General features: G+C 61.5%; 22 protein-coding genes. 9 read left to right on the plus strand and 13 right to left on the minus strand.

The window, feature by feature from the left end; genetic code table 11:
• Window positions 1–53: 53 nt before the first annotated feature.
• Together CAF63_RS18280 and CAF63_RS18285 are read right to left on the minus strand one after the other, a co-directional pair.
• Window positions 54–3,152, minus strand: a complete 3,099-nt coding sequence (locus CAF63_RS18280; protein ID WP_085687101.1) for an efflux RND transporter permease subunit — start codon at window positions 3,150–3,152, stop codon at window positions 54–56.
• Between the two features lie 15 nt (window positions 3,153–3,167).
• On the minus strand, window positions 3,168–4,325 hold the full coding sequence (locus CAF63_RS18285; protein ID WP_085687103.1) for an efflux RND transporter periplasmic adaptor subunit: 1,158 nt from the start codon (window positions 4,323–4,325) through the stop codon (window positions 3,168–3,170).
• 273 nt (window positions 4,326–4,598) lie between these two features.
• Here CAF63_RS18285 and CAF63_RS18290 point away from each other — a divergent pair, with 273 nt between their 5' ends.
• Together CAF63_RS18290 and CAF63_RS18295 are read left to right on the plus strand one after the other, a co-directional pair.
• Window positions 4,599–5,300 (plus strand): response regulator transcription factor, encoded by a 702-nt coding sequence (locus CAF63_RS18290; protein WP_007960391.1) that lies wholly within the window; start codon window positions 4,599–4,601, stop codon window positions 5,298–5,300.
• A gap of 4 nt (window positions 5,301–5,304) precedes the next feature.
• The gene (locus CAF63_RS18295; protein WP_085687105.1) at window positions 5,305–6,606 is read left to right on the plus strand and encodes an ATP-binding protein; all 1,302 of its coding nucleotides are present in this window, start codon (window positions 5,305–5,307) and stop codon (window positions 6,604–6,606) included.
• 122 nt (window positions 6,607–6,728) lie between these two features.
• Here the strand turns inward: CAF63_RS18295 and pncA are convergent, their stop codons facing one another.
• The 4 genes from pncA to CAF63_RS18315 all read right to left on the minus strand — a co-directional run bounded on the left by pncA (window position 6,729) and on the right by CAF63_RS18315 (window position 9,242).
• Entirely contained in the window at window positions 6,729–7,355 is a 627-nt protein-coding gene (gene pncA / locus CAF63_RS18300; protein WP_085687107.1) for a bifunctional nicotinamidase/pyrazinamidase, read from the minus strand.
• Window positions 7,356–7,405: 50 nt separating this feature from the next.
• The gene (locus CAF63_RS18305) at window positions 7,406–8,164 is read right to left on the minus strand and encodes an anti-sigma factor (RefSeq protein ID WP_085687109.1); all 759 of its coding nucleotides are present in this window, start codon (window positions 8,162–8,164) and stop codon (window positions 7,406–7,408) included.
• Window positions 8,161–8,646, minus strand: coding sequence for a sigma-70 family RNA polymerase sigma factor (locus CAF63_RS18310; protein WP_085687112.1), 486 nt, complete (start codon window positions 8,644–8,646; stop codon window positions 8,161–8,163). The genes CAF63_RS18305 and CAF63_RS18310 overlap by 4 nt, the downstream gene beginning before the upstream one ends.
• A 62-nt stretch (window positions 8,647–8,708) precedes the next feature.
• A complete protein-coding gene (locus CAF63_RS18315; RefSeq protein WP_085687114.1) occupies window positions 8,709–9,242 on the minus strand; it encodes a tetratricopeptide repeat protein in 534 nt (177 codons plus the stop codon).
• A 157-nt stretch (window positions 9,243–9,399) separates the two neighbouring features.
• On the opposite strand from CAF63_RS18315, the gene CAF63_RS18320 reads away from it, so the two are divergent.
• The 3 genes from CAF63_RS18320 to nudC all read left to right on the plus strand — a co-directional run bounded on the left by CAF63_RS18320 (window position 9,400) and on the right by nudC (window position 11,905).
• On the plus strand, window positions 9,400–10,173 hold the full coding sequence (locus tag CAF63_RS18320; protein WP_085687116.1) for a class I SAM-dependent methyltransferase: 774 nt from the start codon (window positions 9,400–9,402) through the stop codon (window positions 10,171–10,173).
• An 82-nt stretch (window positions 10,174–10,255) separates the two neighbouring features.
• Window positions 10,256–11,068, plus strand: coding sequence for a crotonase/enoyl-CoA hydratase family protein (locus CAF63_RS18325; protein ID WP_085687118.1), 813 nt, complete (start codon window positions 10,256–10,258; stop codon window positions 11,066–11,068).
• 6 nt (window positions 11,069–11,074) lie between these two features.
• On the plus strand, window positions 11,075–11,905 hold the full coding sequence (gene nudC, locus CAF63_RS18330; protein ID WP_085687120.1) for an NAD(+) diphosphatase: 831 nt from the start codon (window positions 11,075–11,077) through the stop codon (window positions 11,903–11,905).
• Here nudC and CAF63_RS18335 read toward each other — a convergent pair.
• Window positions 11,873–12,652, minus strand: coding sequence for a TSUP family transporter (locus CAF63_RS18335; RefSeq protein WP_011334290.1), 780 nt, complete (start codon window positions 12,650–12,652; stop codon window positions 11,873–11,875). The genes nudC and CAF63_RS18335 overlap by 33 nt on opposite strands.
• Before the next feature lie 349 nt (window positions 12,653–13,001).
• Here CAF63_RS18335 and sfnG point away from each other — a divergent pair, with 349 nt between their 5' ends.
• Window positions 13,002–14,096 carry a dimethylsulfone monooxygenase SfnG gene (gene sfnG / locus CAF63_RS18340; protein ID WP_085687122.1) on the plus strand — a complete coding sequence of 365 codons (1,095 nt, stop codon included), beginning with the start codon at window positions 13,002–13,004 and terminating at the stop codon, window positions 14,094–14,096.
• Window positions 14,097–14,217: 121 nt separating this feature from the next.
• On the opposite strand, the gene CAF63_RS18345 is transcribed toward sfnG, so the two are convergent.
• Together CAF63_RS18345 and CAF63_RS18350 are read right to left on the minus strand one after the other, a co-directional pair.
• Entirely contained in the window at window positions 14,218–14,697 is a 480-nt protein-coding gene (locus tag CAF63_RS18345; protein ID WP_007951263.1) for a nuclear transport factor 2 family protein, read from the minus strand.
• 53 nt (window positions 14,698–14,750) lie between these two features.
• Entirely contained in the window at window positions 14,751–15,317 is a 567-nt protein-coding gene (locus tag CAF63_RS18350; protein WP_085687124.1) for a TetR/AcrR family transcriptional regulator, read from the minus strand.
• A 269-nt stretch (window positions 15,318–15,586) separates the two neighbouring features.
• Between CAF63_RS18350 and pssA the strand changes: the two genes are divergently transcribed.
• Window positions 15,587–16,930: a CDP-diacylglycerol--serine O-phosphatidyltransferase gene (gene pssA / locus CAF63_RS18355; RefSeq protein ID WP_085687126.1), complete on the plus strand. Its 1,344-nt coding sequence runs from the start codon at window positions 15,587–15,589 to the stop codon at window positions 16,928–16,930.
• A gap of 150 nt (window positions 16,931–17,080) precedes the next feature.
• Here pssA and efeO (CAF63_RS18360) read toward each other — a convergent pair whose 3' ends face one another.
• From efeO (CAF63_RS18360) to efeU, 4 genes are read right to left on the minus strand one after another with little or no spacing between them, the layout of a single operon-like run.
• Complete coding sequence (gene efeO, locus CAF63_RS18360) at window positions 17,081–17,905, minus strand: iron uptake system protein EfeO (protein ID WP_085687128.1); 825 nt, start codon at window positions 17,903–17,905, stop codon at window positions 17,081–17,083.
• Between the two features lie 22 nt (window positions 17,906–17,927).
• A complete protein-coding gene (gene efeB, locus CAF63_RS18365) occupies window positions 17,928–19,226 on the minus strand; it encodes an iron uptake transporter deferrochelatase/peroxidase subunit (protein ID WP_085687130.1) in 1,299 nt (432 codons plus the stop codon).
• 17 nt (window positions 19,227–19,243) lie between these two features.
• Window positions 19,244–20,443 carry an iron uptake system protein EfeO gene (efeO, locus tag CAF63_RS18370; protein WP_085687132.1) on the minus strand — a complete coding sequence of 400 codons (1,200 nt, stop codon included), beginning with the start codon at window positions 20,441–20,443 and terminating at the stop codon, window positions 19,244–19,246.
• Window positions 20,444–20,451: 8 nt separating this feature from the next.
• Window positions 20,452–21,291 (minus strand): iron uptake transporter permease EfeU, encoded by an 840-nt coding sequence (gene efeU / locus CAF63_RS18375; protein ID WP_085687134.1) that lies wholly within the window; start codon window positions 21,289–21,291, stop codon window positions 20,452–20,454.
• A 179-nt stretch (window positions 21,292–21,470) separates the two neighbouring features.
• On the opposite strand from efeU, the gene CAF63_RS18380 reads away from it, so the two are divergent.
• Complete coding sequence (locus CAF63_RS18380; protein WP_085687136.1) at window positions 21,471–22,487, plus strand: AraC family transcriptional regulator; 1,017 nt, start codon at window positions 21,471–21,473, stop codon at window positions 22,485–22,487.
• A gap of 277 nt (window positions 22,488–22,764) precedes the next feature.
• Window positions 22,765–24,429, plus strand: coding sequence for an AMP-binding protein (locus CAF63_RS18385; RefSeq protein ID WP_085687138.1), 1,665 nt, complete (start codon window positions 22,765–22,767; stop codon window positions 24,427–24,429).
• The last annotated feature ends 1 nt before the right edge of the window (window position 24,430 follow it).

Consider the following 24,430-nt stretch of genomic DNA (forward strand, 5'->3'; position numbering starts at 1 on the left):
CCACTTTGAATGTGTCGACGCTTTCGCGAGCAAGCTCGCTCCCACATTTGAGATCAGTGGGGTTTGCTGAATCGTTGTACGAACTTTATGACGACAACGAAGAACACCGGCACAAAGATCACCGCCAATGTGGCCGTAATCATCCCGCCAATCACCCCGGTCCCAATCGCCTGCTGGCTCGCCGAACTCGCGCCGGTGGCAATCGCCAGCGGCACCACGCCCAGAATGAACGCCAGCGAAGTCATGACAATCGGCCGCAACCGCAGGCGCGCCGCTTGCAGCGTGGCGTCGATCAGATCGTGACCTTCGTCATACAGGCTCTTGGCAAACTCGATGATCAGGATCGCGTTCTTCGCCGACAGCCCGATGATGGTGATCAGGCCGACTTTGAAAAACACATCGTTTGGCATCCCGCGCAGGGTCACTGCCAGCACCGCACCGAGCACGCCCAACGGCACAACGAGCAGCACGGAAGTCGGAATCGACCAGCTCTCGTACAACGCCGCCAAACACAGGAACACGATCAGCAGCGACAGACCGAGCAGAATCGGAGCCTGACTGCCGGACAAACGTTCCTGCAGCGACAGCCCGGTCCATTCCTGGCCCAGGCCTTTAGGCCCTTGTGCCACCAGACGTTCGATTTCTGCCATCGCTTCGCCGGTGCTGTGGCCGGGTTTCGGCTCGCCGGAAATCGAGATCGCCGGGTAGCCGTTGTAGCGGGTCAGCTGTGCCGGCCCTTGAGTCCACGTGGCGCGGACGAATGCCGACAGCGGCACCATTTTCCCGACGTCGTTGCGCACGTGCATTTTCAGCAGATCATCGACCTGACTGCGACGATCGCCTTCAGCCTGCACGACAACCCGTTGCATCCGCCCCTGATTGGGGAAGTCGTTGACGTACGAAGAACCGATGGCGGTGGACAGCACGTTGCCGACGTCGGCGAAGGAAATGCCCAGCGCGTTGGCCTGCTTGCGGTCCACTTCCAGTTGCACTTGCGGTGCTTCGGCCAGGGCGCTTTCACGCACGTTCATCAGGATCGGGCTTTTCTCGGCGGCTTCCAGCAACTGGCTACGCGCTTCCATCAAGGTCGCATGACCGAGGCCGCCGCGATCCTGCAGGCGGAACTCGAAGCCGCTGGACGTGCCGAGACCGTCCACCGGCGGCGGCAGTACGGCGAAGGCTACGGCGTCCTTGATCTGGCTGAGGGCGATGTTGGCGCGGTCGGCAATCGAGCTGGCCGAGTCGTCGCTGCCACGCTGCGACCAGTCCTTGAGCGTGGTGAAGGCCAATGCGGCGTTCTGCCCGCTGCCGGAAAAACTGAAACCGAGGATCACCGTGCTGTCGCCCACGCCCGGTTCGCCGGCGTTGTGCGCTTCGATCTGCTCGACCACCTGCACCGTGCGGTTCTTGCTCGCGCCGGGCGGCAGTTGAATGTCGGTGATGGTGTAACCCTGGTCTTCGACCGGCAGGAACGAGGAGGGCAGGCGCGCGAAGCACAGGCCCAGACCTACCAGCAATACAACGTAGATCAGCAGATAGCGCCCGGTGCGTTTCAGCGCGTAGCCGACCCAGCCCTGATAGCGATTGGTCAGTTGTTCGAAGCGGCGGTTGAACCAGCCGAAGAACCCGGTTTTCTCGTGATGTTCGCCCTTGGCGATCGGCTTGAGCAGTGTTGCGCACAATGCCGGAGTCAAGGTCAGCGCGAGGAACGCCGAGAACAGAATCGAAGTGGCCATCGACAGCGAGAACTGGCGATAGATGACGCCCACCGAGCCCTGCATGAACGCCATCGGGATGAACACCGCCACCAGCACCAGCGTAATGCCGATGATCGCGCCGGTGATCTGGGTCATCGCCTTGCGGGTCGCTTCTTTCGGCGACAGGCCTTCGGTGGCCATGATCCGTTCGACGTTCTCCACCACCACGATGGCGTCGTCCACCAGAATGCCGATGGCCAGCACCATGCCGAACATGGTCAGCACGTTGATCGAGAACCCCAGCGCCAGCATGGTTGCGAAGGTGCCCATCAGCGCCACCGGCACCACCAGCGTCGGAATCAGGGTGTAGCGGATGTTCTGCAGGAACAGGAACATCACCGCGAATACCAGCAACATGGCCTCGCCGAGGGTGTAGACCACTTTGGTGATCGAGACCTTCACGAATGGCGAGGTGTCGTAGGGAATCTTGTATTCCACGCCCGCCGGGAAATAGCGCGACAATTCGTCCATCTTCGCCCGGATCAGCGTTGCGGTGCTGAGGGCGTTGGCGCCCGGCGACAGTTGCACGCCGACCGCGGTGGACGGCTTGCCGTTCAGACGGGTGCCGAACTGGTATTCCTGGCTGCCGATCTCGACCCGCGCCACATCCTTGATGCGCACGGTGGAGCCGTCCGGATTGGCTTTGAGCACGATGTCGGCGAACTCTTCCGGCGTCGAAAGCTGCCCTTTGACCAGAATCGTCGCGGTGATTTCCTGAGTGCTCGGGTTCGGCAGATCGCCGATGCTGCCCGCCGAGACCTGGGCGTTCTGCGCGACGATAGCGGCGTTGACGTCAGCCGGCGTCAGGTTGAAACCGATCAGCTTCTGCGGATCGACCCAGATCCGCATCGCCCGCTCGGCGCCATACAGCTGGGCCTTGCCGACGCCGTCGATGCGCTTGATCTCGTTCATCACGTTGCGCGCCAGGTAATCGCTGAGCGCCACGTCATCGAGCTTGCCGTCGCTGGAGGTGAGGGTGATCAGCAGCAGGAAACCGGCGGAGACTTTTTCCACCTGCAAGCCCTGCTGGTTGACCGCTTGCGGCAGGCGCGACTCGACCACTTTGAGGCGGTTTTGCACATCGACCTGCGCCAGTTCCGGGTTGGTGCCCGGCTGGAAAGTGGCCTTGATCGTGGCGCTGCCGAGGCTGCTCTGGGATTCGAAATACAGCAGGTGATCGGCGCCGTTGAGCTCTTCCTCGATCAGGCTGACCACGCTTTCGTCGACGGTCTGCGCCGAGGCGCCCGGGTACACGGCATAGATTTCGATCTGCGGCGGCGCGACGTCGGGGTACTGCGCCACCGGCAATTGCGGGATGGCCAGCGCACCGGCCAACAGGATGAACAACGCGACGACCCAGGCGAACACCGGGCGGTCGATAAAGAACTGCGGCATAGAAGAGCGTCCTGCTTACTGACCAGAGGTCTGGGCAAGTGGAAGAGGGGTGTCGTCGATCTGCACCACTTCACCCGGACGGGCGTGTTGCAGGCCTTCGATGACGATGCGGTCGCCGGGCTTGAGGCCGCCGGTGACGATCCAGCGGTCGTTTTGCACTGCGCCAAGCTGAATCGGTTGCTGGGCGACGCGCATCTGATCGTCGACAGTCAGGACTTGCGCCACACCGGCGCTGTCACGCTGCACCGCGCGTTGCGGCACGGTCAGGCCGTGCTGAATCACGCCTTGTTCCAGACGCACGCGAACGTAGCTACCCGGCAGCAGATCGAGATCCGGGTTGGGGAACTCGCTGCGCAGGATGATCTGTCCGGTGCCCGGATCGACCGTGATGTCACTGAACAGCAACTTGCCCGGCAGGGGATAGAGGCTGCCGTCGTCCTGGATCAACGTGGCCTTGACTTGATCCTGGCCGACCTGTTGCAACTGGCCGGAACGGAATGCCCGACGCAGCTCATTCAGTTCGCGGGTCGACTGGGTCAGGTCGGCGTGGATCGGGTTCAACTGCTGGATCAGCGCCATGGGCGTGGTTTCGTTCTGGCCGACCAGCGCACCTTCGGTCACCAGAGCGCGACCGACACGCCCGGAAATCGGCGCGGTGACGGTGGCGTAACCAAGGTTCAGCTTCGCGTGCTCGACGGCAGCCTTGTTGGCGGCCACGTCGGCGGCCGTCTGCCGGGCATTGGCCCGGGCGTTGTCGTAGTCCTGAGCGCTGATGGCCTTGTCGTCGATCAACTGGGCGTAGCGCTGCTCTTGCAGCTTTGCCTGGAACGCGTTGGCCTCGGCCTTGCGCAGAGCGGCTTCGGCGCTGTCGAGGTCAGCCTTGAACGGTGCCGGATCGATGCGAAACAGCACGTCGCCCTTTTTCACGTCGCTGCCTTCGCGGTAAGTGCGTTGCAGCACCACGCCGGCTACCCGGGCGCGGACTTCGGCAATGCGCGGCGCGGCGATCCGACCGCTGAGTTCGCTGCTGATCGACAGGGGGCGCGCCTCAAGGGTTTCGATCCGCACGGTGGCCGGCGGCGCCTGTTCCTCGGCGTTCGAGGATTTATCACAGGCACTCAGCGTCAGCGCCAATGCGATCAGGCCGAGCCCGGCCAGCAGATTCTTCGACATGTACAACCCCCAATATTGATCTGCGCATCCTACGGACAGTCGCCGAGGGTAGCGGTGAAGCTTTGTAGCTGCTGTGTGAAATTGTGTAAGGGTTTTGCTCAGGTACGAGTGAGGGCGTATATCCTTTACGCCTTGAATTATTTCGTGACTGTTAAGCCACTTTCGCGAGCAAGCTCGCTCCCACAGGTTTTGTGAACGACACAAATTCAATGTGGGAGCGAGCTTGCTCGCGAAGAGGCCCTGACAAACACCACTGCAATATCTGGATCATCAATGCCCAACATTCTTCTGGTCGAAGACGACACCGCCCTCGCCGAACTGATCTCCAGTTACCTCGAACGTAACGGTTATTCCGTCAGCGTGATCGGCCGAGGCGACCATGTACGCGAACGGGCGCGGCTCAATCCACCGGATCTGGTGATTCTCGACCTGATGCTGCCGGGCCTCGACGGCTTGCAGGTGTGTCGGCTGTTGCGCGCCGATTCGGCGACGCTGCCGATCCTGATGCTCACCGCCCGCGATGACAGCCACGATCAGGTGCTGGGCCTGGAAATGGGCGCCGATGATTACGTCACCAAACCCTGCGAGCCGCGCGTCCTGCTGGCGCGGGTGCGCACTTTGCTGCGGCGCAGCAGCCTCGGCGAACCGATGACCGCCAACGACCGAATCCTGATGGGCAACCTGTGCATCGACCTGTCGGAGCGCACGGTGACCTGGCGCGAACAACCGGTGGAACTGTCCAGCGGCGAATACAACCTGCTGGTGGTACTGGCCCGGCATGCCGGCGAAGTGCTCAGTCGCGACCAAATCCTGCAACGCCTGCGCGGCATCGAGTTCAACGGCACCGACCGGTCGGTGGACGTGGCGATCTCCAAGCTGCGACGCAAGTTCGACGATCACGCCGGCGAGGCGCGCAAGATCAAGACAGTGTGGGGCAAGGGGTATTTGTTCAGCCGTTCCGAGTGGGAATGCTGAGCCGATGTTCAGAATCCTGTTTCGCCTCTATCTGGTGACGATCGTTTCCTATAGCGCGGCGATCTATCTGGTGCCGGATCTGGTGGTGATGGCGTTCAGGGATCGGTTCGTGACTTACAACCTTGATTACTCCCGTGGCCTGCAATCGCTGATCACCAAGCAGTTTCGCGCGGTGCCGCAGGATCAGTGGCCGGCGCTCGCGGCCTCGATGGACAAGGATTTCCAGCCGCTGCACATCGTGCTCGCTCGCATTGATGACGCCGATTTCACGGCGATCGAGCAAGAGCGTCTGCGCCGTGGCGAGAACGTGGTGCGCATCGGCGATTGGGGCTGGCGCACCCTGGCGGTCACGCCGCTGAATGACGAAATGGCAGTGCAGATGGTGGTGCCGCCGGATCCGATGGACGTGAATCTGTTGTACTGGAGCATCAACGTGCTGATCGGCGCGAGTCTGCTGGCGTGCCTATTGCTCTGGTTTCGTCCGCACTGGCGCGACCTCGAACGTCTCAAAGGCACCGCCGAGCGTTTCGGCAAAGGGCATTTGAGCGAGCGCACGCAGATTGGATCGAGTTCGAACATCGGCAGTCTGGCTCATGTGTTCGACACGATGGCCGGCGATATCGAAAACCTGCTCAACCAGCAGCGTGACTTGCTCAATGCGGTGTCCCACGAACTGCGCACGCCGCTGACCCGCCTGGATTTCGGTCTGGCACTGGCGCTGTCCGACGAGCTGCCACAAGCCAGTCGCGAACGCCTGCAGGGGCTGGTCGCGCACATTCGCGAACTCGATGAATTGGTGCTGGAGTTGCTGTCCTACAGTCGCCTGCAGAATCCGGCGAAGTTGCCGGAGCAGGTCGAAGTGTCGCTGGACGAGTTCATCGACAGCATTCTGGGCAGCGTCGACGAAGAGCTGGAATCCCCGGAAATCGTCATCGATGTGCTGCTGCACAATCAGCTGGAACGCTTCTCCCTCGACCCGCGTCTGACGGCCCGCGCAATTCAGAACCTGCTGCGCAACGCCATGCGCTACTGCGAGAAACGCATTCAGATTGGCGTACAGGTTTGTCCGAAGGGCTGTGAGATCTGGGTGGATGATGACGGCATCGGCATTCCGGAAGATGAGCGGGAGCGGATTTTCGAGCCGTTCTATCGACTGGACCGCAGCCGCGATCGGGCTACGGGCGGGTTTGGCCTGGGGCTGGCGATCAGTCGTCGGGCGCTGGAGGCGCAGGGCGGGACGTTGACCGTGGAAAGCTCGCCGTTGGGCGGGGCGCGGTTCAGGCTCTGGCTGCCAACCCCCATGTAATGCTCGTTCCCACGCTCCGCGTGGGAATGCATACCGTGACGCTCCGCCTCACAGTGGACGCAGAGCGTCCATGGCGGCATTCCCACGCAGAGCGTGGGAACGATCAGTGCGCTGGGTGGAAATTAGAGGATCTCAGTGGACTGGATCAACCCGACCCCGGCCACCTGCATCCGCTCGATCGCCGCCGCCAGCGAGCCATTCAAATCAATCGCCCGGCACGCATCCAGCACCACAAAAGTGTTAAACCCCGCCGCCCGCGCATCCAGCGCAGAGAACATCACGCAGAAATCCAGCGCCAGCCCGACCATGTACACCGTGTCGATGCCGCGTTCCTTCAGATAACCGGCCAGACCCGTGGTCGTGACGCGATCCGCTTCCAGAAACGCCGAATAGCTGTCGATGTCCGGGTTGCAACCCTTGCGGATGATCAGTTGTGCGTGGGGCAAGTCGAGTCCCGAATGAAACTCGGCACCACGTGAACCCTGAATGCAATGATCCGGCCACAGCGTCTGCTCGCCATACGGCAGTTGAATCAGATCGTAGGGCTGGCGGCCGGGATGGCTGGAGGCAAACGAAGCATGCCCGGCCGGGTGCCAGTCCTGGGAAATGACCACTTGCTTGAACTGCCCGGCGAGCCGGTTGATCAGCGGAACGACCAGATCACCTTCGGGCACGGCCAACTGGCCGCCGGGAATGAAGTCGTTCTGCACGTCGATGACCAGCAGGGCGGTGCGTGGCGAAATCGGCATAAATCCATCCTTCTTGGAAAATCACCTGGGCAGCATAGTGACAAAATTCTTTAAACGTTCAGCCGGGTCTTGAACATTTTCGCCATGTCTTCCAGCTCGGAAGCCGGGTGATGGCCGATCAGCATCCAGGCATGTTCACGTTCGGTCCAGTACACCACGTTCATCCCGTGGCGGCGTTCATGGGCCAGCGGCTGGCTGCCGCTGTTGGAGCGGGTGACGCACAGCGCCAGCGGGCCGTGGGTGGCGTCGAGCCAGGTCATCTGGGCGATGGGCACGCCGTCATACTCGAGCAATTGCGCGCGTTTGAACTGTGCGCCCGGCAGTTTCAGTTTCGCTGGCGACAGGCTTACGCCCAGCCGCGCATCGACGGTTCGCAACTGCGCCAGTTGCGAGGCCTCATCAGTGGGCAAATGTTCGAGGGTCTGTGGCACATACAGCGCCATGTAATCGCCCACCAGCTCGCGCCAGTTATGCGATTGCTGCGTTTGCCAGGCAAGAAACAAACGGTCCGCCGCGACACCTGCGAGTGCCACGCCCGCTGCGGTTGCGCCGATGAACCAGCGCCGGCTGAAACCGGGTTTCTGCGGTGACGGCGCGGCATCGAGCCGGGCCTGCAAACGGTCGAGCGGCGCCTGTAGCGCCAGTTCGTCGTAGGCCGCCTTGAATGGCAGGTTGCTGCGGCTCAGCCACTGCACTCGCAAGCTCAGCAGGGGGTCGTCGGCGATGAGGCTGTCGAGCTGGCTGCGCTGTTCGCGGTCCAGTTCATCGTCCAGATACGCCACCAGTTGCTCGTCGGAGGGCGTATTCATTGCCGGTCTCCTGCGGGGTTCTTCGGCACCGCTTGCAGCGGCGGGTACTCGGCGAGTTTCAGGCGCGCGGTGGCCAGACGGCTCATGACTGTGCCGATCGGCACTTGCAGGATCTCGGCGACTTCGCGGTAGGACAGGCCCTCAACGTACGCGAGATACACCGTTTCACGCTGGGTTTCCGGCAGCGCATCGACCCGGCGGATCACCTGCGCGGCCATCACGTGGGTCTGCGCGGCGTATTCGCCATCGAACGTCAGCTGACTTTCGGCATCCGCCACACCCTGGCCCTGGCGCACCCGGCGGGCGCGCACTTCGTTGAGCCAGATCGAATGCAGAATGCTCAGCAGCCATCGGTCCATGCGCGTGCCGGCCACGTACTGGCCCGAACGCTCGAGCGCCCGCACGCAGGTGGCTTGCACAAGATCCTCGGCCACGTGCCGATTGCGCGACAGCAGCAAGCCGTAACGCCACAGGCGCGCCAAGTGTTGCCCGAGTTCGGCTCTGAAGGCCTGATCGCTGAAAATGTTCGCCTCCGCGTGTCGTGTCAGGTTTTCGATGAATCGTTGATGGCTTCGGCCAGGTCCCGGTATTCCTCGCAGGTCGTGCCGCAGATCTTCTGGATGTGCTGCAACTGCTCCTGCGCCAGGTCGATGCGACCCTTGGTGACGTAGGCCTCGCCCAGGTATTCGCGGACTTGCGCGTACTGCGGATCGAGTTTCACCGATTGCAGGTAATAACCGATGCCTTCGTCGGTTCGGCCCAGTTTTCGCGTGGCATAACCGCGATAGTTGAGGGCTTTGGCAGTGTTCGGCTGTTTCAAGGTGTCCAGTAAGGCGAGGGCTTCTTCATATCGGCCGTCTTTGGCCAGGCGATAGGCATAGTCAGTGCGGTCGGCATCCGGAACGAGACTGCTGGTCTGCCTGACACATTTCTGTGTCTTGCTGTCGAACACCTGGCCTTTCGGGCAGTTGGGTTTCTGGACCGGCTCGTCTTCATCGCCATGGGCGAGGGCCAGAGGGCTCGACAGCACCGCGGCCATCAGCAACGGGGCGGCGAACATAACGGAACGAAGGGTCATGGGCAAGGCTCCACAGTGGGTTGCGTTTGTCTTTGAACACCGCAGGGTGAAATTTTATTCATTGCTTTGTCAGGTGCCATTCAAGGAAAGCCCAAAATCGAGCGCTATGCTCGAGACGTCTGTCGCCGAACTGTCGTTCCACCCTGGGAGTTGCGCCATGAAAGATCAGGTTCATCATTCCGCCGCCGCTGGCTATAAAACCGCCGCCGACACCTACGTCAAAGGTCGGCCGGACTACCCGCCGGCCGTCACCGACTGGCTTACGGGAACGTTGGGCCTTGATGCGCACAAGACCGTTATCGACCTGGGCGCCGGCACTGGCAAGTTCACCGGACGGCTGGTGGCGACCGGCGCACAGGTGATTGCCGTGGAGCCGGTGGCACAGATGCTGGACAAGCTCTCCGCCAGTTGGCCACAGGTGCTCGCCGTCAGTGCGATGGCGACGGATCTGCCCTTGCCCGACGCGTCGGTGGATGCGGTGGTCTGTGCTCAGGCCTTTCACTGGTTCGCCAGTACCGAGGCACTGGATGAAATCGCCCGTGTACTGAAACCGGGCGGCAAGCTCGGGCTGATCTGGAACCTGCGCGACACCAGCGTCGGTTGGGTGCCGAAACTCGACGCGATCGTCAATGCGCAGGAGGGCGACACCCCGCGTTATTACACCGGTGCGTGGCGCAAGGTGTTCCCGCATCCGGCGTTCGGGCCATTACAGGCAGAACACTTTCACCACGGTCACACAGGTGCACCTGAGGATGTGATTTTCAACCGGGTGCGTTCCACCAGTTTCATCGCGGCGCTGCCGGATGCACAACGGGCACGGATCGATGAGCAGCTACGGGCGTTGATCGCGTCCGATCCCGAGCTGCGCGGCAGGGATGTGCTGACCGTGCCTTACGAGACCGCTGCATTTGTCGCTGTGAAGGGGAGCTAGAGTCCCGCATTTGGCCGAACCGCCGTGCTGGTGCCTTGTTATAGTTCGGGCCTCATTTTCAGCCCGGTAAAGGATTTCTGCCATGACTCAATACACCGCCTTCAGCGTCGAACTGGCCGACAACATCGCCCATGTGCAGATCAATCGTCCGGAAAAGATCAACTCGATGAACGCCGCGTTCTGGAGTGAAATCGTCGAGGTGTTCCAATGGATCGACGACACCGACGAAGTGCGGGTGGTGGTGCTCAGTGGCGCCGGCAAGCACTTTTCCTCGGGCATCGACCTGATGATGCTGGCCGGCGTGGCCAATGAGTTGGGCAAGGACGTCGGCCGCAATGCGCGCCTGCTGCGCAAGAAGATCCTGACCCTGCAAGCCTCTTTCAATGCGGTCGACAATTGCCGCAAACCGGTGCTCGCGGCGATCCAGGGTTACTGCCTGGGTGGCGCCATCGACCTGATCGCCGCCTGCGACATGCGCTACGCCGCCGAAGACGCACAATTCTCGATCAAGGAAATCGATATCGGCATGGCGGCCGACGTCGGCACTCTGCAACGGTTGCCACGGATCGTGGGTGACGGCATGCTGCGTGAGCTGGCTTACACCGGTCGCACCTTTGGCGCCGAAGAGGCGCGCAGTATCGGCCTGGTCAATCGCGTCTACAGCGACAAGGACAGCCTGATCGAAGGCGTGATGGACATTGCTCGTGACATCGCGGGCAAGTCGCCGATTGCAATCACCGGCACCAAGGAAATGATCAGCTACATGCGCGACCATCGCATCGACGACGGTCTCGAGTACGTTGCCACCTGGAACGCCGCCATGCTGCAATCCAACGATTTGCGCGTGGCCATGGCCGCCCATATGAGCAAACAGAAACCCGAATTTCTGGATTGAGAAACCATGACACCTCGCTGGACCACTGCAGTACTGGACACCGATCAACCCGGCGGCTGGGCCGTGGCACGTAGCCCCGAGGGTTTCCTGTTCGATGACAACGGCGCGCTGTTCCCCCGGGAATGGCTCAAGCGCCAGGAGTTGTCGATCCTTGCCGAGCACGGTATCGGTCATCTCGATGGCGAACCGGTGTATCTGCTGGAACTGCGCAGCACCAGCGAGGTGCCGGGTTGCAACTGGAAAGGCCTGCGAGCGTTCATGCTCGATGGCGATCACACGATCTACAAAGTGCTGGGTTACGCGGCGCAGATCGGGACGTGGGCGCGCGAGCACCGTTTCTGTGGCAATTGCGGTCAGGCCATGACCCAGGTGCCGCGGGAGCGGGCGATGTATTGCCAGCCGTGCGATTTGCGCAGCTATCCGCGAATTTCGCCGAGTATGATCGTGCTGGTGACCCGTGGCGATGAAGTGCTGCTGGCGCGCTCACCGCGTTTTGTCACCGGGGTCTACAGCACGCTGGCCGGGTTTGCCGAACCGGGTGAGTCGGCCGAGGATTGCCTGATTCGCGAAGTGCGCGAGGAAGTGCAGATCGAGGTGAAGAACATTCAATACATGGGCAGCCAATGCTGGCCATTTCCGCACTCGATGATGCTCGGCTTCCATGCCGAATACGCCGGTGGCGAGATTGTCTGTCAGGAAGACGAGATCGAAGACGCCCAGTGGTTCAACGTGCACGATCTGCCGCCGTTGCCGGCGTCCAAATCGATTGCCCGTTACCTGATCGACGTCTATGTGGCGCGCCGTTTAGGCCACGCTGAACCAGTGTTGCCAGGCTAGACGCACGGTCAACCCCAGTACCACGGTGATGAACACCGGACGAATGAACTTGGCGCCGCCGCTGATCGCGGTGCGCGCCCCGAAGAATGCGCCGACCATCACCGACAGGCCCATGCTCAGGCCGATGATCCAGTCCACCTGCCCGGAAAACACGAACACCGACAGCGCCGCAATATTGCTGACGAAGTTCATGCTGCGCGCCACGCCGCTGGCCTTGACCAGATCGATCGGGTAGAGCAGCAGGCTGCTGACGGTCCAGAACGCGCCAGTGCCGGGCCCGGCCACGCCGTCGTAGAAACCGAGGCTGAAGCCCTGGGTCGATTGCCACTTTTTCTTGATCGGCGCGTCGCTGTCCAGCGGCGCTTTGGGCGTGCCACCGAACAACAGGTACAGGCCACAGGCGAAAACGATCACCGGCAGCATTTTGTTCAGCCATTCGGCGGGCAGGTAATGGGCGACGATGGCGCCGGTCAGCGCACCGACCAAAGTGCCGACAATCGCGTGCATCCACTGCTTGGGATGGAACAGCTTGCGTCGGTAGAAGGTGAAACTGGCGGTGGCCGAACCGAAGGTCGAACTCAACTTGTTGGTGCCCAGCACCAGGTGCGGCGGCAGGCCGGCGGTGAGCAGAGCTGGCGTGGTCAACAGACCGCCGCCGCCGGCGATGGCGTCGATGAATCCGGCAATGAAAGCGACAAGGGCCAGAACGGCCAGGGTAGTGAGGTCAACGCTGAGTTCGAAAGGCATGGAATCGGCTTATTCGGCAGGTTGCAGAGCTGGGCTGCGGGAGGGCAGTCATGTTACCTGTATCCAGCTTTTGCGGCGACCTGTCGGACGCCTTCGCGAGCAAGCCCGCTCCCACATTCTGGAATGCGTTCCCCTGTGGGAGCGAGCTTGCTCCGGGCGGCGATCCGACGAAGAGGTCAGGCCAATCCGCACATATCTCAACTGTTGCCCCTGGAACAGCCAGTCAACAAATCACCCTCTCACCATGCATTTCTATTGCCTGAAACCTCAATAAAACCGGGTCTCCCGCCGCTGGCACGCTTGCTGCTCTAGCTCTCTCATCTTCATCAACTGTCCCGAGGACACGCCAATGAGTCAGCAAGCCGTGAAATTTGCCTACTGGGTGCCGAACGTCAGCGGTGGGCTGGTGGTCAGCAAGATCGAGCAACGCACCGACTGGGGCATCGACTACAACCGCAAGCTGGCGCAACTGGCCGAGGCGGCGGGTTTCGAATACGCCCTGACGCAAATCCGCTTTACTGCCGGTTACGGCGCCGAGTTTCAGCATGAGTCGGTTGCCTTCAGCCATGCGCTGCTAGCCGCCACCAGCAAACTCAAAGTCATCGCCGCCATTCTGCCCGGCCCGTGGCAACCGGCGCTGGCGGCCAAACAGTTGGCGACCATCGATCAACTCACCAACGGCCGGATTGCGGTGAACATTGTCAGCGGCTGGTTCAAGGGCGAATTCCAGGCGATTGGCGAGCATTGGCTGGAGCACGACGAGCGCTATCGTCGTTCGGAGGAATTTATCCGTTCGCTGCGAGGGATCTGGAGCCAGGACAACTTCACTTTCCGTGGCGATTTCTATCGCTTCGACAACTACAGCCTCAAGCCGAAACCGCTGGGTCGCCCGGAAATCTTTCAGGGCGGCAGTTCCCGTGCTGCGCGGGACATGGCGGCGCGGGTCTCGGACTGGTATTTCACCAACGGCAACAGCGTTGAGGGCATCAAGGCGCAGGTCGACGACATTCGCGCCAAAGCGGCGGCGAATCATCATTCGGTGAAAGTCGGGGTGAATGCTTTTGTGATCGCCCGAGATACCGAGGAAGAAGCCAAAGCGGTGCTGGCGCAGATTATCGATCAGGCTGACCCGGAAGCGGTGAATGCGTTCGGTGATGCGGCGAAACAGGCGGGCAGGGCGTCGCCGGAAGGTGAGGGTAACTGGGCCAAATCGACCTTTGAAGATCTGGTGCAATACAACGACGGCTTCAAGACCAACCTGATCGGCACGCCGCAGCAGATTGCCGAGCGGATCGTGGCGTTGAAAGCGGTGGGAGTGGACCTGGTATTGGCGGGGTTCCTGCATTTTCAGGAAGAGGTGGAGTATTTCGGTCAGCGGGTGTTGCCGCTGGTGCGGGAGTTGGAAGCCAAAGCGCAATCGATCCAGACCGCCAACGTCGCCTGAACACCAAAAAAACTTCGTGGGAGCGAGCCTGCTCGCGATAGCGGACTGACAGTCAACTTAAATGTTGAATGATTGGCCGCGTCGCGAGCAGGCTCGCTCCCACATTATGGATCCCGGTGGTTTACAGACCGAGTTCGGACAACCCCGGATGATCATCCGGGCGCCGGCCCAGCGGCCAGTGGAACTTGCGTTCGCTTTCCTTGATCGGCATGTCGTTGATGCAGGCATATCGCTGGAACATCAGGCCATGCTCGTCGAATTCCCAGTTTTCGTTGCCGTAGGAACGGAACCAGTTGCCCGAGTCGTCGTGCCACTCATAGGCGTAGCGCACGGCGATGCGGGTGTCGGAGTAAGCCCAGAGCTCCTTGATCAGGCGGTAGTCCAATTCCTTGGCCCATTTGCGGGTCAGGAAACCCTTGGCTTCTTCGCGGTTGTTGGCGAATTCGGCGCGGTTGCGCCATTTGGTGTCCAGGGTGTAGGCCAGCGACACGCGCTCCGGGTCGCGGGAGTTCCAGCCATCCTCGGCCAGACGAACTTTTTCAATGGCCGATTCACGGTTGAACGGTGGCAATGGCGGACGAACTTCGGCTGCAGTAGACATGTTTGTCTCCCGATCTGTTAACAGTTAAACAACTTGTCAGGCTTATTAAGGCGTTACAGGTCCAATAACTTTCGCGCCATGCATTGCGCATTATCGGCGGCACTGTGATCACCCATCACAAGCGCTACGGTAATGGCGCCGTCAATCAGGATCAGCAGCTGTTTGGCCAGCAGCTGCGGGTCCTCGGCTCCATGTTCGGTACACAGCTCGCACAGGTAGTCGAGCAGCTTCTGTTTGTGGTCTTTGGCGACCTGGCGGACCGGATCCTCGGGATCGCCGGTCTCACCGCTGGTGTTGATGAAGGCGCAGCCCCGGAAACCTTCCGAGGCGAACCAGCCCTTGAGCACGGTAAACAGGTTGAGCAGACGGTCGGCCGGGGTTTCGGCCTGATCGACGGCGCTTCTGTACCAGTGCATCCAGCGCACGTCGCGGCGTTGCAGGGCGGCGACGGTCAACTCCTCCTTGTTGGCGAAGTAGCGGTAGATACTCTTTCTGGAAACACCGGCGGTTTTCACCAGTAGATCCATGCCGGTGGCGGCGATGCCACTTTTGTAGATCAACTTTTCGGTGACATCCAGAATGATGTCTCGGGTCGTGTTGTTGCTTGTGATTTCGTTCATGTGGTGAACAGTAGAACGATTGTTCTCCTTGGTCAAGCAGTTATTTCTATTGTTCTTGCTTTGATCGTTCCCACGCTCCGCGTGGGGCTGCAGCCCGGGACGCTCCGCGTCCCTTCCAGAGCTGGAACGCGGAGCGTCCCTTGAGGCATTCCCACGCAGAGCGTGGGAACGATCAACGATCAGTCAAGTCATTACAGACACTCACAAGACCCGAAGGAGTTGATGGTGTAAGCTCTCGGGTTCTTCGGATTCGACCCATTGCGAGCCCTATGCCGTTGCTTTTCAAACGCTCTCTGCTGCCCAAACTGCGCAGCTTTCCGCTGACCGCCGAGGCCGTGACGATCCTGCCCGGCGCCGCCGATTTTCGCCGTTGCCTGCTGGAGAAGATTGCCCAGGCGACCCAGCGCATCTATCTCGTCGCGCTCTATCTGCAAAACGACGAAGCCGGCCAGGAAATCCTTGATGCTTTGCACGCCGCCAAACTCAAGCGTCCCGAGCTTGAAATCGCGGTGGTCGTCGACTGGCTGCGGGCCCAGCGCGGCTTGATCGGCGCCGGCAAACAGCCAGGCAACTCGGCGTGGTATCAGGAGATGACCCGCACCCACCAGAGCGTGGTGCCGGTCTACGGCGTGCCGGTGCAGACCCGCGAGCTGTTCGGCGTTCTGCACCTGAAGGGCTTCGTGATCGACGATTGCGTGGTCTACAGCGGTGCGAGCCTGAACAACGTCTACCTGCACAAGTTCGACAAGTACCGTTTCGACCGTTATCACGTGCTGCAAAGCCGCGAACTGGCGGACTCGATGCACCATCTGGTCAAGCACGGTCTGATCGAATCGAAAGCGGTGCATCGCCTTGACCTGCCGAACCTGCCGACCACCCGCAGCCTGCGCAACGACATTGGCGACCTGCGCAGTCGCCTCAAATATGCGGCGTATGACACCAGCGCCGGCAGCACGGCTCATACCGGCCTGTCGGTCAGCCCGTTGCTGGGTGTGGGCAAGAACAACCCGCTGAACCGGGTGATTCTGGAGCTGATCGCCAGCGCGCAGAAGCAACTGACCATCTGCACGCCGTACTTCAACCTGCCGCTGGGGGTGATCCGCGAGATCAACCGGGCGCTGGCGCGCGGCGTGAAGATCGACATCGTGGTCGGCGACAAGACGGCCAACGACTTCTACATCCCGCCGACTGAGCCGTTCAAGGTGATCGCCGCGCTGCCGTATCTCTACGAGATCAGCCTGCGCCGTTTCGCCAAGCGGCATCAGCGCAACATCGACAGCGGCCAGTTGAACCTGCACCTGTGGCGTGAAGGCGACAACAGCTATCACCTCAAGGGTATGTGGATTGACCAGCGCTACACGCTGCTGACCGGCAACAACCTCAATCCACGAGCGTTCCGTCTCGATCTGGAAAACGCCTTGCTGATCGATGACCCGAAAGGCGAGTGGCTGGAACCGCGTCGCGCGGAGCTGGAGAACATTTTTGTTCACACCACACGGATTGCGCGTTTCCAGGACCTGGAAGCCTTGCCGGATTACCCGGCCGGGGTGGCCAAGTTCCTCAAGCGCGTGAGCCGGGTGCGGGTCGAGCGGTTGCTGTACCGGATTCTGTAAGGCACAGAATCTTCAGCGCCACTAGAAATGCCTTCGCGAGCAAGCTCGCTCCCACATTGGATCTTCGTTGAGCACAATTTCTGTGTTCAACAAAGACCTGGTGTGGGAGCGGGCTTGCTCGCGAAAGGGGTAGAACAGGCGCTACAAGTCTCAGTTCAGACCGAGCTTGCCACGCAATGTCGACAGGTCTTCGGCCAGGGTATTGACCGGGCCGACCAGCGCCTTGCGGTCGTTGTCCTTCACCTTGTCGTAAGTCTCGAAACCACCGTCCTTGGTCTTGTACTTGGCCAGAATCTTGTCCACGGTGGCGAAGTTCTTGTCGACTTTGGCGACAAAGGCCTTGTCCTGTTTCTCGATCTGCGGACGGAACAGGTCGACGATTTTTTTTGCGCCGTCGATGTTGCCCTGGAAGTCGTAGAGGTCGGTGTGGCTGTAACGGTCTTCTTCACCGGAGATCTTGGTCGCGGCGACTTCTTCGAGCAGCGCAGCGGCGCCGCCGACGACTTTTTCCGGCGGGAATGTCAGACCGGCGACGCGGGTCTGCAGGTCCTTCACGTCCTTGTTCAGGCCATCGGCCAAGGCGTCGAGATCCTTGGTGCTTTTTTCCGAGAACAGCGAGTACTCGATGCGGTGGAAACCGGTGAAGTCTTCGGCTTTCACGCCTTGCTCGTGGTCGTCGACCCGGGAGTCGATGGACGCGTCGAGGTCACTGAACAGCTCGGCGATCGGCTCGATTGACTCGTAATAAACGCGGGTCGGCGCGTAGAGCTTTTGCGCGGTGGCCAGGTCGCCTTTTTTCACCGCGTCGGTGAACTGCTGGGTGTGGCTGGCCAGTTCATCCAATTGTTCGGTGACGTAGATCTTGTAGTCCGACACCGGCCCCACCAGATCCAGTGGCGCGGTCGCGGCGAACGCCGACAGCGGGGTGTTGAGCAAACCAAGGGTCAGCAATAACGCGAGTGGCGTCTTTTTCATTGGGGGCGGCTCCTGTTGAATGCTATGCAGTTGTTTTTGGTTGAGTAGCGTTGAGCAGCGAGCGACCGATGAAGTCCTTGTCGCCCGTGACACCCGGCAGGGTGAAGAAGTAACCGCCGCCGACCGGCTTGAGGTATTCCTCCAGCGGCTCGCCATTGAGGCGGGTCTGCACGGTGATGAAGCCTTTTTCCAGGTCGGCCTGGTAACAGATGAACAGCAGGCCCATGTCGAGCTGGCCGTTCTTGTTCACGCCGTTGGAGTAATTGAACGGTCGGCGCAGGATCAGGTTGGCCTGGCTCGCGGCGGTGCGCGGATTGGCCAGGCGGATGTGCGCGTCGAGCTTGGTTAGTTTGCCTTCCGGGTCCTTGCTGTAATCCGGGACTTCGGTCTCATGGCTGGCGCCCATCGGCGCGCCGGTGGTTTTGACCCGGCCGATGATGCTTTCCTGTTCCTGCAACGGCGTGCGGTCCCAGCGTTCGACGAAATTGCGGATGATCCGCACCGCCTGATAGCTGCCGTGGGCCGCCCAGGCCGGTTCGTCGCTGCCCGGTTGCACCCAGACGATGCGATCCATGGCCTTGCCGTCGTTGGAATCCGGGTTGGCCGAACCGTCGCGGAAACCCAGGAAGTTACGTGCTGATTGCGCTGGCACGCCGGGCTTGGCCGGGGCTTGCGGTGGCACGCTGCCTTCCTGTTTCCAGCGCACCAGCAGCAGGTCCGGCAAGTTTTTCACGATGTCGCGCAGGGCGTGGATATTGGTGTCGGCGGTGTTGGAACAGAACTGCAGGCTCAGGTCGCCGTGGCAGCAATCGGCTTCCAGTGCATCGTTGGGGAAACCGACCATGCGGATCAGGCGCTTGGGTTTGGCTGCGGCGAGGCCGAAGCGCTCGTCGAACAGCGATTCGCCCACCGATACGGTGATGGTCAGGTTGTCCGGCGTCACCACCGGGCCGAGGATGCCGGAATCCGGCGGCGGCAATTTCGGGTCGATCTGCGCCACCGGGCCACCCTTCATCAGGAACGCGATGCGCTCGTTGAGGGTGCGGAACAGGCGTTCGAGATCTTCACGGTCGCTGGCCAGCACATCGAACGACACCAGCATGCCGGCCGCCGGACGCGGGGTGACGATGCCAGTCTGGTGCACACCATGGAAATCGTGGTGATCCTGGGTCTTGTCGCTGCTCGGCGCTTCGGTGACTTGCGCAGGCGCGGCGGCCATTGCCGGGCAGCTCAACGCTGTGCCGGCCAGTGCGACACCGGCGGCGCCCATGCCCATCAGTACGCGGCGACGTTGCAGGTTGAAGTGTTCGGAATCGTTCATCGGTATTCGTCTTCTGCTTACAGGCCGGAGAGGCCGAGGGCGGGATCAATGGCGTCGAGGGCGTCGGCCAGGGCCTTGGCCTTGTCGGCGATCTGCTTGCGTTGCTCACCGTTGACGGTGTCGTAACTGGCGTAGCCGTCCTTGACCTTGAAGCCGTTCAGCGTGGTATCGAAATCAGCCAGCGCGCTGTCGATTTTCGGCAGCAGGTCGGCGGCGGATTTGCTCAGCAGCGGACGCAGCAGTTCGACGACTTTGTGCGCGGTTTCCTGATTGGCCGTGAAGCCGTTGAGATCGCTGTGGCTGTAGCGCTCCTCTTCGCCGCTGGCGGCGCGCACGTCGGCGAGGGTGTTGAGGTTGCGCACGACGATTTCCACCAGTTGCTCCGGCGGCAGCGACTGGGCCAGCAGTTGTTGTTTCAGCGTGGTGACGTTGTCGAGCAAGCCTTGGGCAATGGGCGTCAGGCCGTCGAGTCTGCGTTGCTGGAACAGCGCGTATTCGAGACGGTGGAAGCCGACGAAGGCCGGATCCTGCTCGCGTTTTTCGAAGTAATCGGCGCGGGCGTTGATGCTGTTGTCCAGCTCGGCCAGGCGTTGCGCGGCCGGGGCCAGACGCTGGTACGCGGCGCGGGCCGGCAAATACAAAGCCTGGGCCTGGGCCAGGTCGCCGCCGTCGATGGCTTGATTCAGCGCCGTCACGGCTTTGATCAGCGCGCTGCCGTGGCTGGCCAGATAAACCCGGAACTCCGACAGCGGCCCGACAAAGGCAACCATCGACGGCTTGGCCTTGGCGGCGGCATCCGAGGCGGCGGTCGGCGTCACGTGCAGGGTGCCGCGCGGGTTGCTCAGCAGGCCGCAGGTGATGGCGTAGTCGCCGGGTTGCAGGTTGGCGTTGATCACCTGACTCAGGCCCGGCGCGATGTTCTCGCGCTCTTCGATCACCAGAACGCCGTCGAGGATTTCCCATTCCACCGCCCGGTCGGAGCGGTTGACGATGCGGAAACTGGCGTGACCGGCCGGGACGGTGAGGGCGTTCGGCACGCAACTGTGTGGATGGATGTTCACCACCACTTCGTCACGGTTGTGTTGACGTTTGGCGGCGGCCATTTTCGAGGCGTAGTAGAACAGGCCACCGGCGGCGATCATCACGACCACCGAACCGGCCACCGCCCAGCGCAAGGCGCGGGGAGGCGAGGCCTGAGGAGTATTAGGCTTTGACATGAAGGCCCTTATTGGCTGGAAACGGAAGACGATTGGGTGGCAGGCTTGGGCGCCGGCAGGAAGAACATGACCAGCGCCACCACCAGATAGATCAGGTATACGCCGAGGGTGCTGACGGTCGGTGCATCCTGATAACCGAACATGCCGGCCAGCACCGAGCCCAACGGGCCGTCCATCGGCAGTGTTGCGCTGAAGTCGAAGAGCACGGTTTGCAGGTGGTTCCACACCCCGGCTTCATGCAGCGCCTGCACCGAGTTGGCGAGAATCCCGGCGGCGACCACGAGGATGAAAAGCCCGGTCCAGCGGAAGAACGCCGACAGGTTCAAACGCATGCTGCCGCTGTAGATCAGGAAGCCGACGATGATCGCCAGAATCAGCCCGAGCAGGGCGCCGATCGGCGCGGCGGGGCCTTCGCTCTGCTGGAACACGGCGAGCAGGAAGAACACGGTTTCCAGACCTTCCCGAGCCACGGCGAAGAACACCATGGCGATCAGCGCGATGACCTGATGCTTCGACGCGGTCAGTGCATGGTCGAGGGAGGCTTGTAGCGAATGCTTGATCGAACGCGCCACTTTGCGCATCCAGAACACCATCGAGCTGAGAATGCCCACCGCCACCAGTCCGACCACGCCTTCGAACAGTTCCTGCTGCTTTTGCGGGAATTCGGCACTGACCAGCTCCAGGCCACCACCGACCAGCAAGGCCAGCGCAGCGGCGAGAAACACGCCGATCCACACCGCCGGCATCCACTGGCCACGGCCGGTCTGTTGCAGGTAACTGGCGATGATGCCAACGATCAGCGCGGCTTCGATGCCTTCGCGCAACATGATTAAAAAGGGAACGAGCATTCGACGATCACTGTGTAACGAAATGAGGTTACAAGTTGTAACATAATGAAAGTCATTCTCACATGGCATCCATTGACATTTACCTGAACCTCAGCTGAACGAGTCTGAACATCCACGTCGCCCAGCCAGCTGCGCTAAGATGCCCGCCACTCGAACAACAACAGGATTACGCGGGTTCCATGTCGGAAAAAGACACCATCGCCATTCAACTGGTGCGCGAAGCACTGCTGCAAAGTTGTGCCCCGGGCGTGGCCACGGAAGAAGTCTTGAGCAAGGTCGGGATCGATCCGGCGCTGCTGCCCACCGACGACGCTCGCGTGCCGGCCAGCCAGTACGCGCGGTTATGGCGCCTGTTGGCCAGGCGCGGTGATGACGAATTCTTTGGCATGGACCCGCGCAAGCTGAAATCCGGCAGCCTGGAATTCCTCTGCCGCAGCGCCATGGCCCAGCCGAATCTGGCAGCAGGGTTGAGCGCCGGGTTGAATTTCCTGTCGTTGATGCTTGAGCGCATGCCGGCGCAACTGGTGTATCAGCAAAGTCTGGCGGAGATCGTCCTGCTGGAAGACGACCCGGAACCGCGCCGCGCCTTCACCTATTTCACTTACTGGATGATCGTCCACGGCGTGGCGTGCTGGCTGGCGGGGCGGCGGATTCCGATCCTGGCCATCGAGCTGCGCTGCCCGGCGCCGGATTTCTGTGATGACTATCGGGTGATGTTCTCCGAGAACCTGCGCTTCGACCGACCGCGCACGCGGATGATCTTTGCCGCCGACGTGCTGGATCTGCCGATCAAGCGCAGCACCGAGGAGTTGAAGCGCTTCCTCGCCCATGCTCCGGCCAACATTCTGGTGAAGTACCGCGACCCGGAAAGCCTTGCGAGCCGAATCAAGCAGGATCTGCGGCAGCTGGCCGCCGAACACTGGCCGGAAACCGACGCGCTGGCCCAGCAGTTGTGCATGTCGGCCTCGACCCTGCGCCGGCGTCTGGCGGAAGAAGGGCAGACCTATCAGGGTTTGAAGGACAGCGTGCGCAAGGAGCTGGCGATTACCTGGCTGGCGGAGCCTTCGATCAGCTTTGCCGACATCGCTACGCGGCTGGGGTTTGCCGATGCGAGTTCGTTCTACAAGGCGTTTCGCAAGTGGTCGGGGACCAATCCTGGGCACTATCGCAGCTTGATTCTCAACGAAGCGGTCTGACCCACCGCTGACTCATCGCCCACCGCCAACTCTCGTTCCCACGCTCTGCGTGGGAATGCCTCAAGGGACGCTCTGCGTTCGAGCTCTGGAGGGGACGCGGAGCGTCCCGGGCTGCATTCCCACGCAGAGCGTGGGAACGATCAGCTGTAACGGGAATCTTGGCCAAACCAGTCATCCACTTTGAGGGCTTTGACCATTGCCGCAGCCGGCGTGCGGCGCGAGTATTCCTCTGTTGTTTACGGTTCCCCAACCTAATAAGAACAGAGGGATTCTGGCAATGCGCGATTACTTGTCTGCCACCGCACAGTTTGATTATCAGCACACCGTGGACGCCGCACTCAGCGGCACGCTCGAGGCGCTCAACGCCTGCGTCGAATGTTGTGACCGGCACGCACTGCCGGGTCGCATCGCGCTGTTCTGGGAAGGCCGCGACGGCGCCAGTGCGACGTACACCTTCAGCGACCTGCAGGACAAAGCCGCGCGTTTCGCCAATTTCCTTCTCGCCCAGGGCGTGCAGAAGGGCGACAAGGTCGCCGGCCTGTTGCCGCGCAATATCGAATTGCTGATCACCGTGTTCGCCACCTGGCGCATCGGCGCGGTGTATCAACCGCTGTTCACCGCATTCGGCCCCAAAGCCCTCGAACATCGCCTGAACAGCTCCGGCGCCAAAGTCGTGGTGACTGACGCCGCCAACCGGCCGAAACTCAGCGAAGTCGCCGACTGCCCGACGCTGGTCACCGTCGGCGGCCCGAAAGGCCAGGGCATCGTCCGTGGCGATTTCAGTTTCTGGGCCGAGCTGCCCAATCATTCCAGTGTCTGCGAACCGGTGATGCTGACCGGCGAAGACCCGTTCCTGCTGATGTTCACCTCGGGCACCACCGGCCCGTCGAAGGCGCTGTCGGTGCCGCTCAAGGCAGTCGTCGCGTTCCAGAGCTACACCCGCGATGCCGTGGATCTGCGCCCGGAAGATGCGTTCTGGAACGTCGCCGATCCGGGCTGGGCCTACGGCATCTATTTTGGTGTGACCGGCCCGTTGTCGATGGGCCATCCGATCACGTTCTACGATGGCCCGTTCACCCTCGAAAGCACTTGCCGGGTAATCAACAAGTACGGGATCACCAACCTCACCGGTTCGCCCACGGCCTATCGCCTGCTGATTGCCGGCGGCGATGAGTTCGCCAAGTCGATCAAGGGCAAACTGCGGATCGTCAGCAGCGCCGGCGAGCCGTTGAACCCGGAAGTGATTCGCTGGTTCGCCGACAACCTCGGCGTGGTCATTCACGATCACTACGGCCAGACCGAACTGGGCATGGTGCTGTGCAACCACCACGGCCTTGAACACCCGATCCATCTTGGCGCCGCCGGTTTCGCCTCGCCGGGCCATCGCATCGTGGTGCTCGACGAGCAGAACAACGAACTCGGCGTCGGCCAGCCCGGCATCCTCGCCATCGACCGCACACAGTCGCCGATGTGCTGGTTCGCCGGGTATGAAGGCGCGCCGACCAAAGCCTTCGTCGGCAATTACTACCTGAGCGGCGACACCGTCGAGTGGAACCCGGACGGCAGCATCAGCTTCGTCGGTCGCAGCGACGACGTGATCACCACTTCCGGCTACCGGGTCGGCCCGTTCGACGTGGAAAGCGCGCTGATCGAGCACCCGGCGGTGGTCGAAGCCGCCGTGGTCGGCAAGCCGGATCCCGAGCGCACCGAACTGGTCAAAGCCTTCGTCGTGCTCAACCCGCAATACCGCGCCGAACCGGCGCTGGCCGAAGAACTGCGCCAGCACGTGCGCAAGCGTCTGGCCGCGCATTCGTACCCTCGTGAAATCGAATTTGTCAGCGAGTTGCCAAAAACCCCGAGCGGCAAATTGCAGCGCTTTATCTTGCGCAACCAGGAAATCGCCAAGGCTCAAGAGGCTGCGGCGCACAACGTTTCAGCTTGAA

The sequence above is a fragment of the Pseudomonas sp. B20(2017) genome (genome assembly GCF_002113125.1).
Taxonomy (GTDB): Bacteria; Pseudomonadota; Gammaproteobacteria; order Pseudomonadales; family Pseudomonadaceae; genus Aquipseudomonas.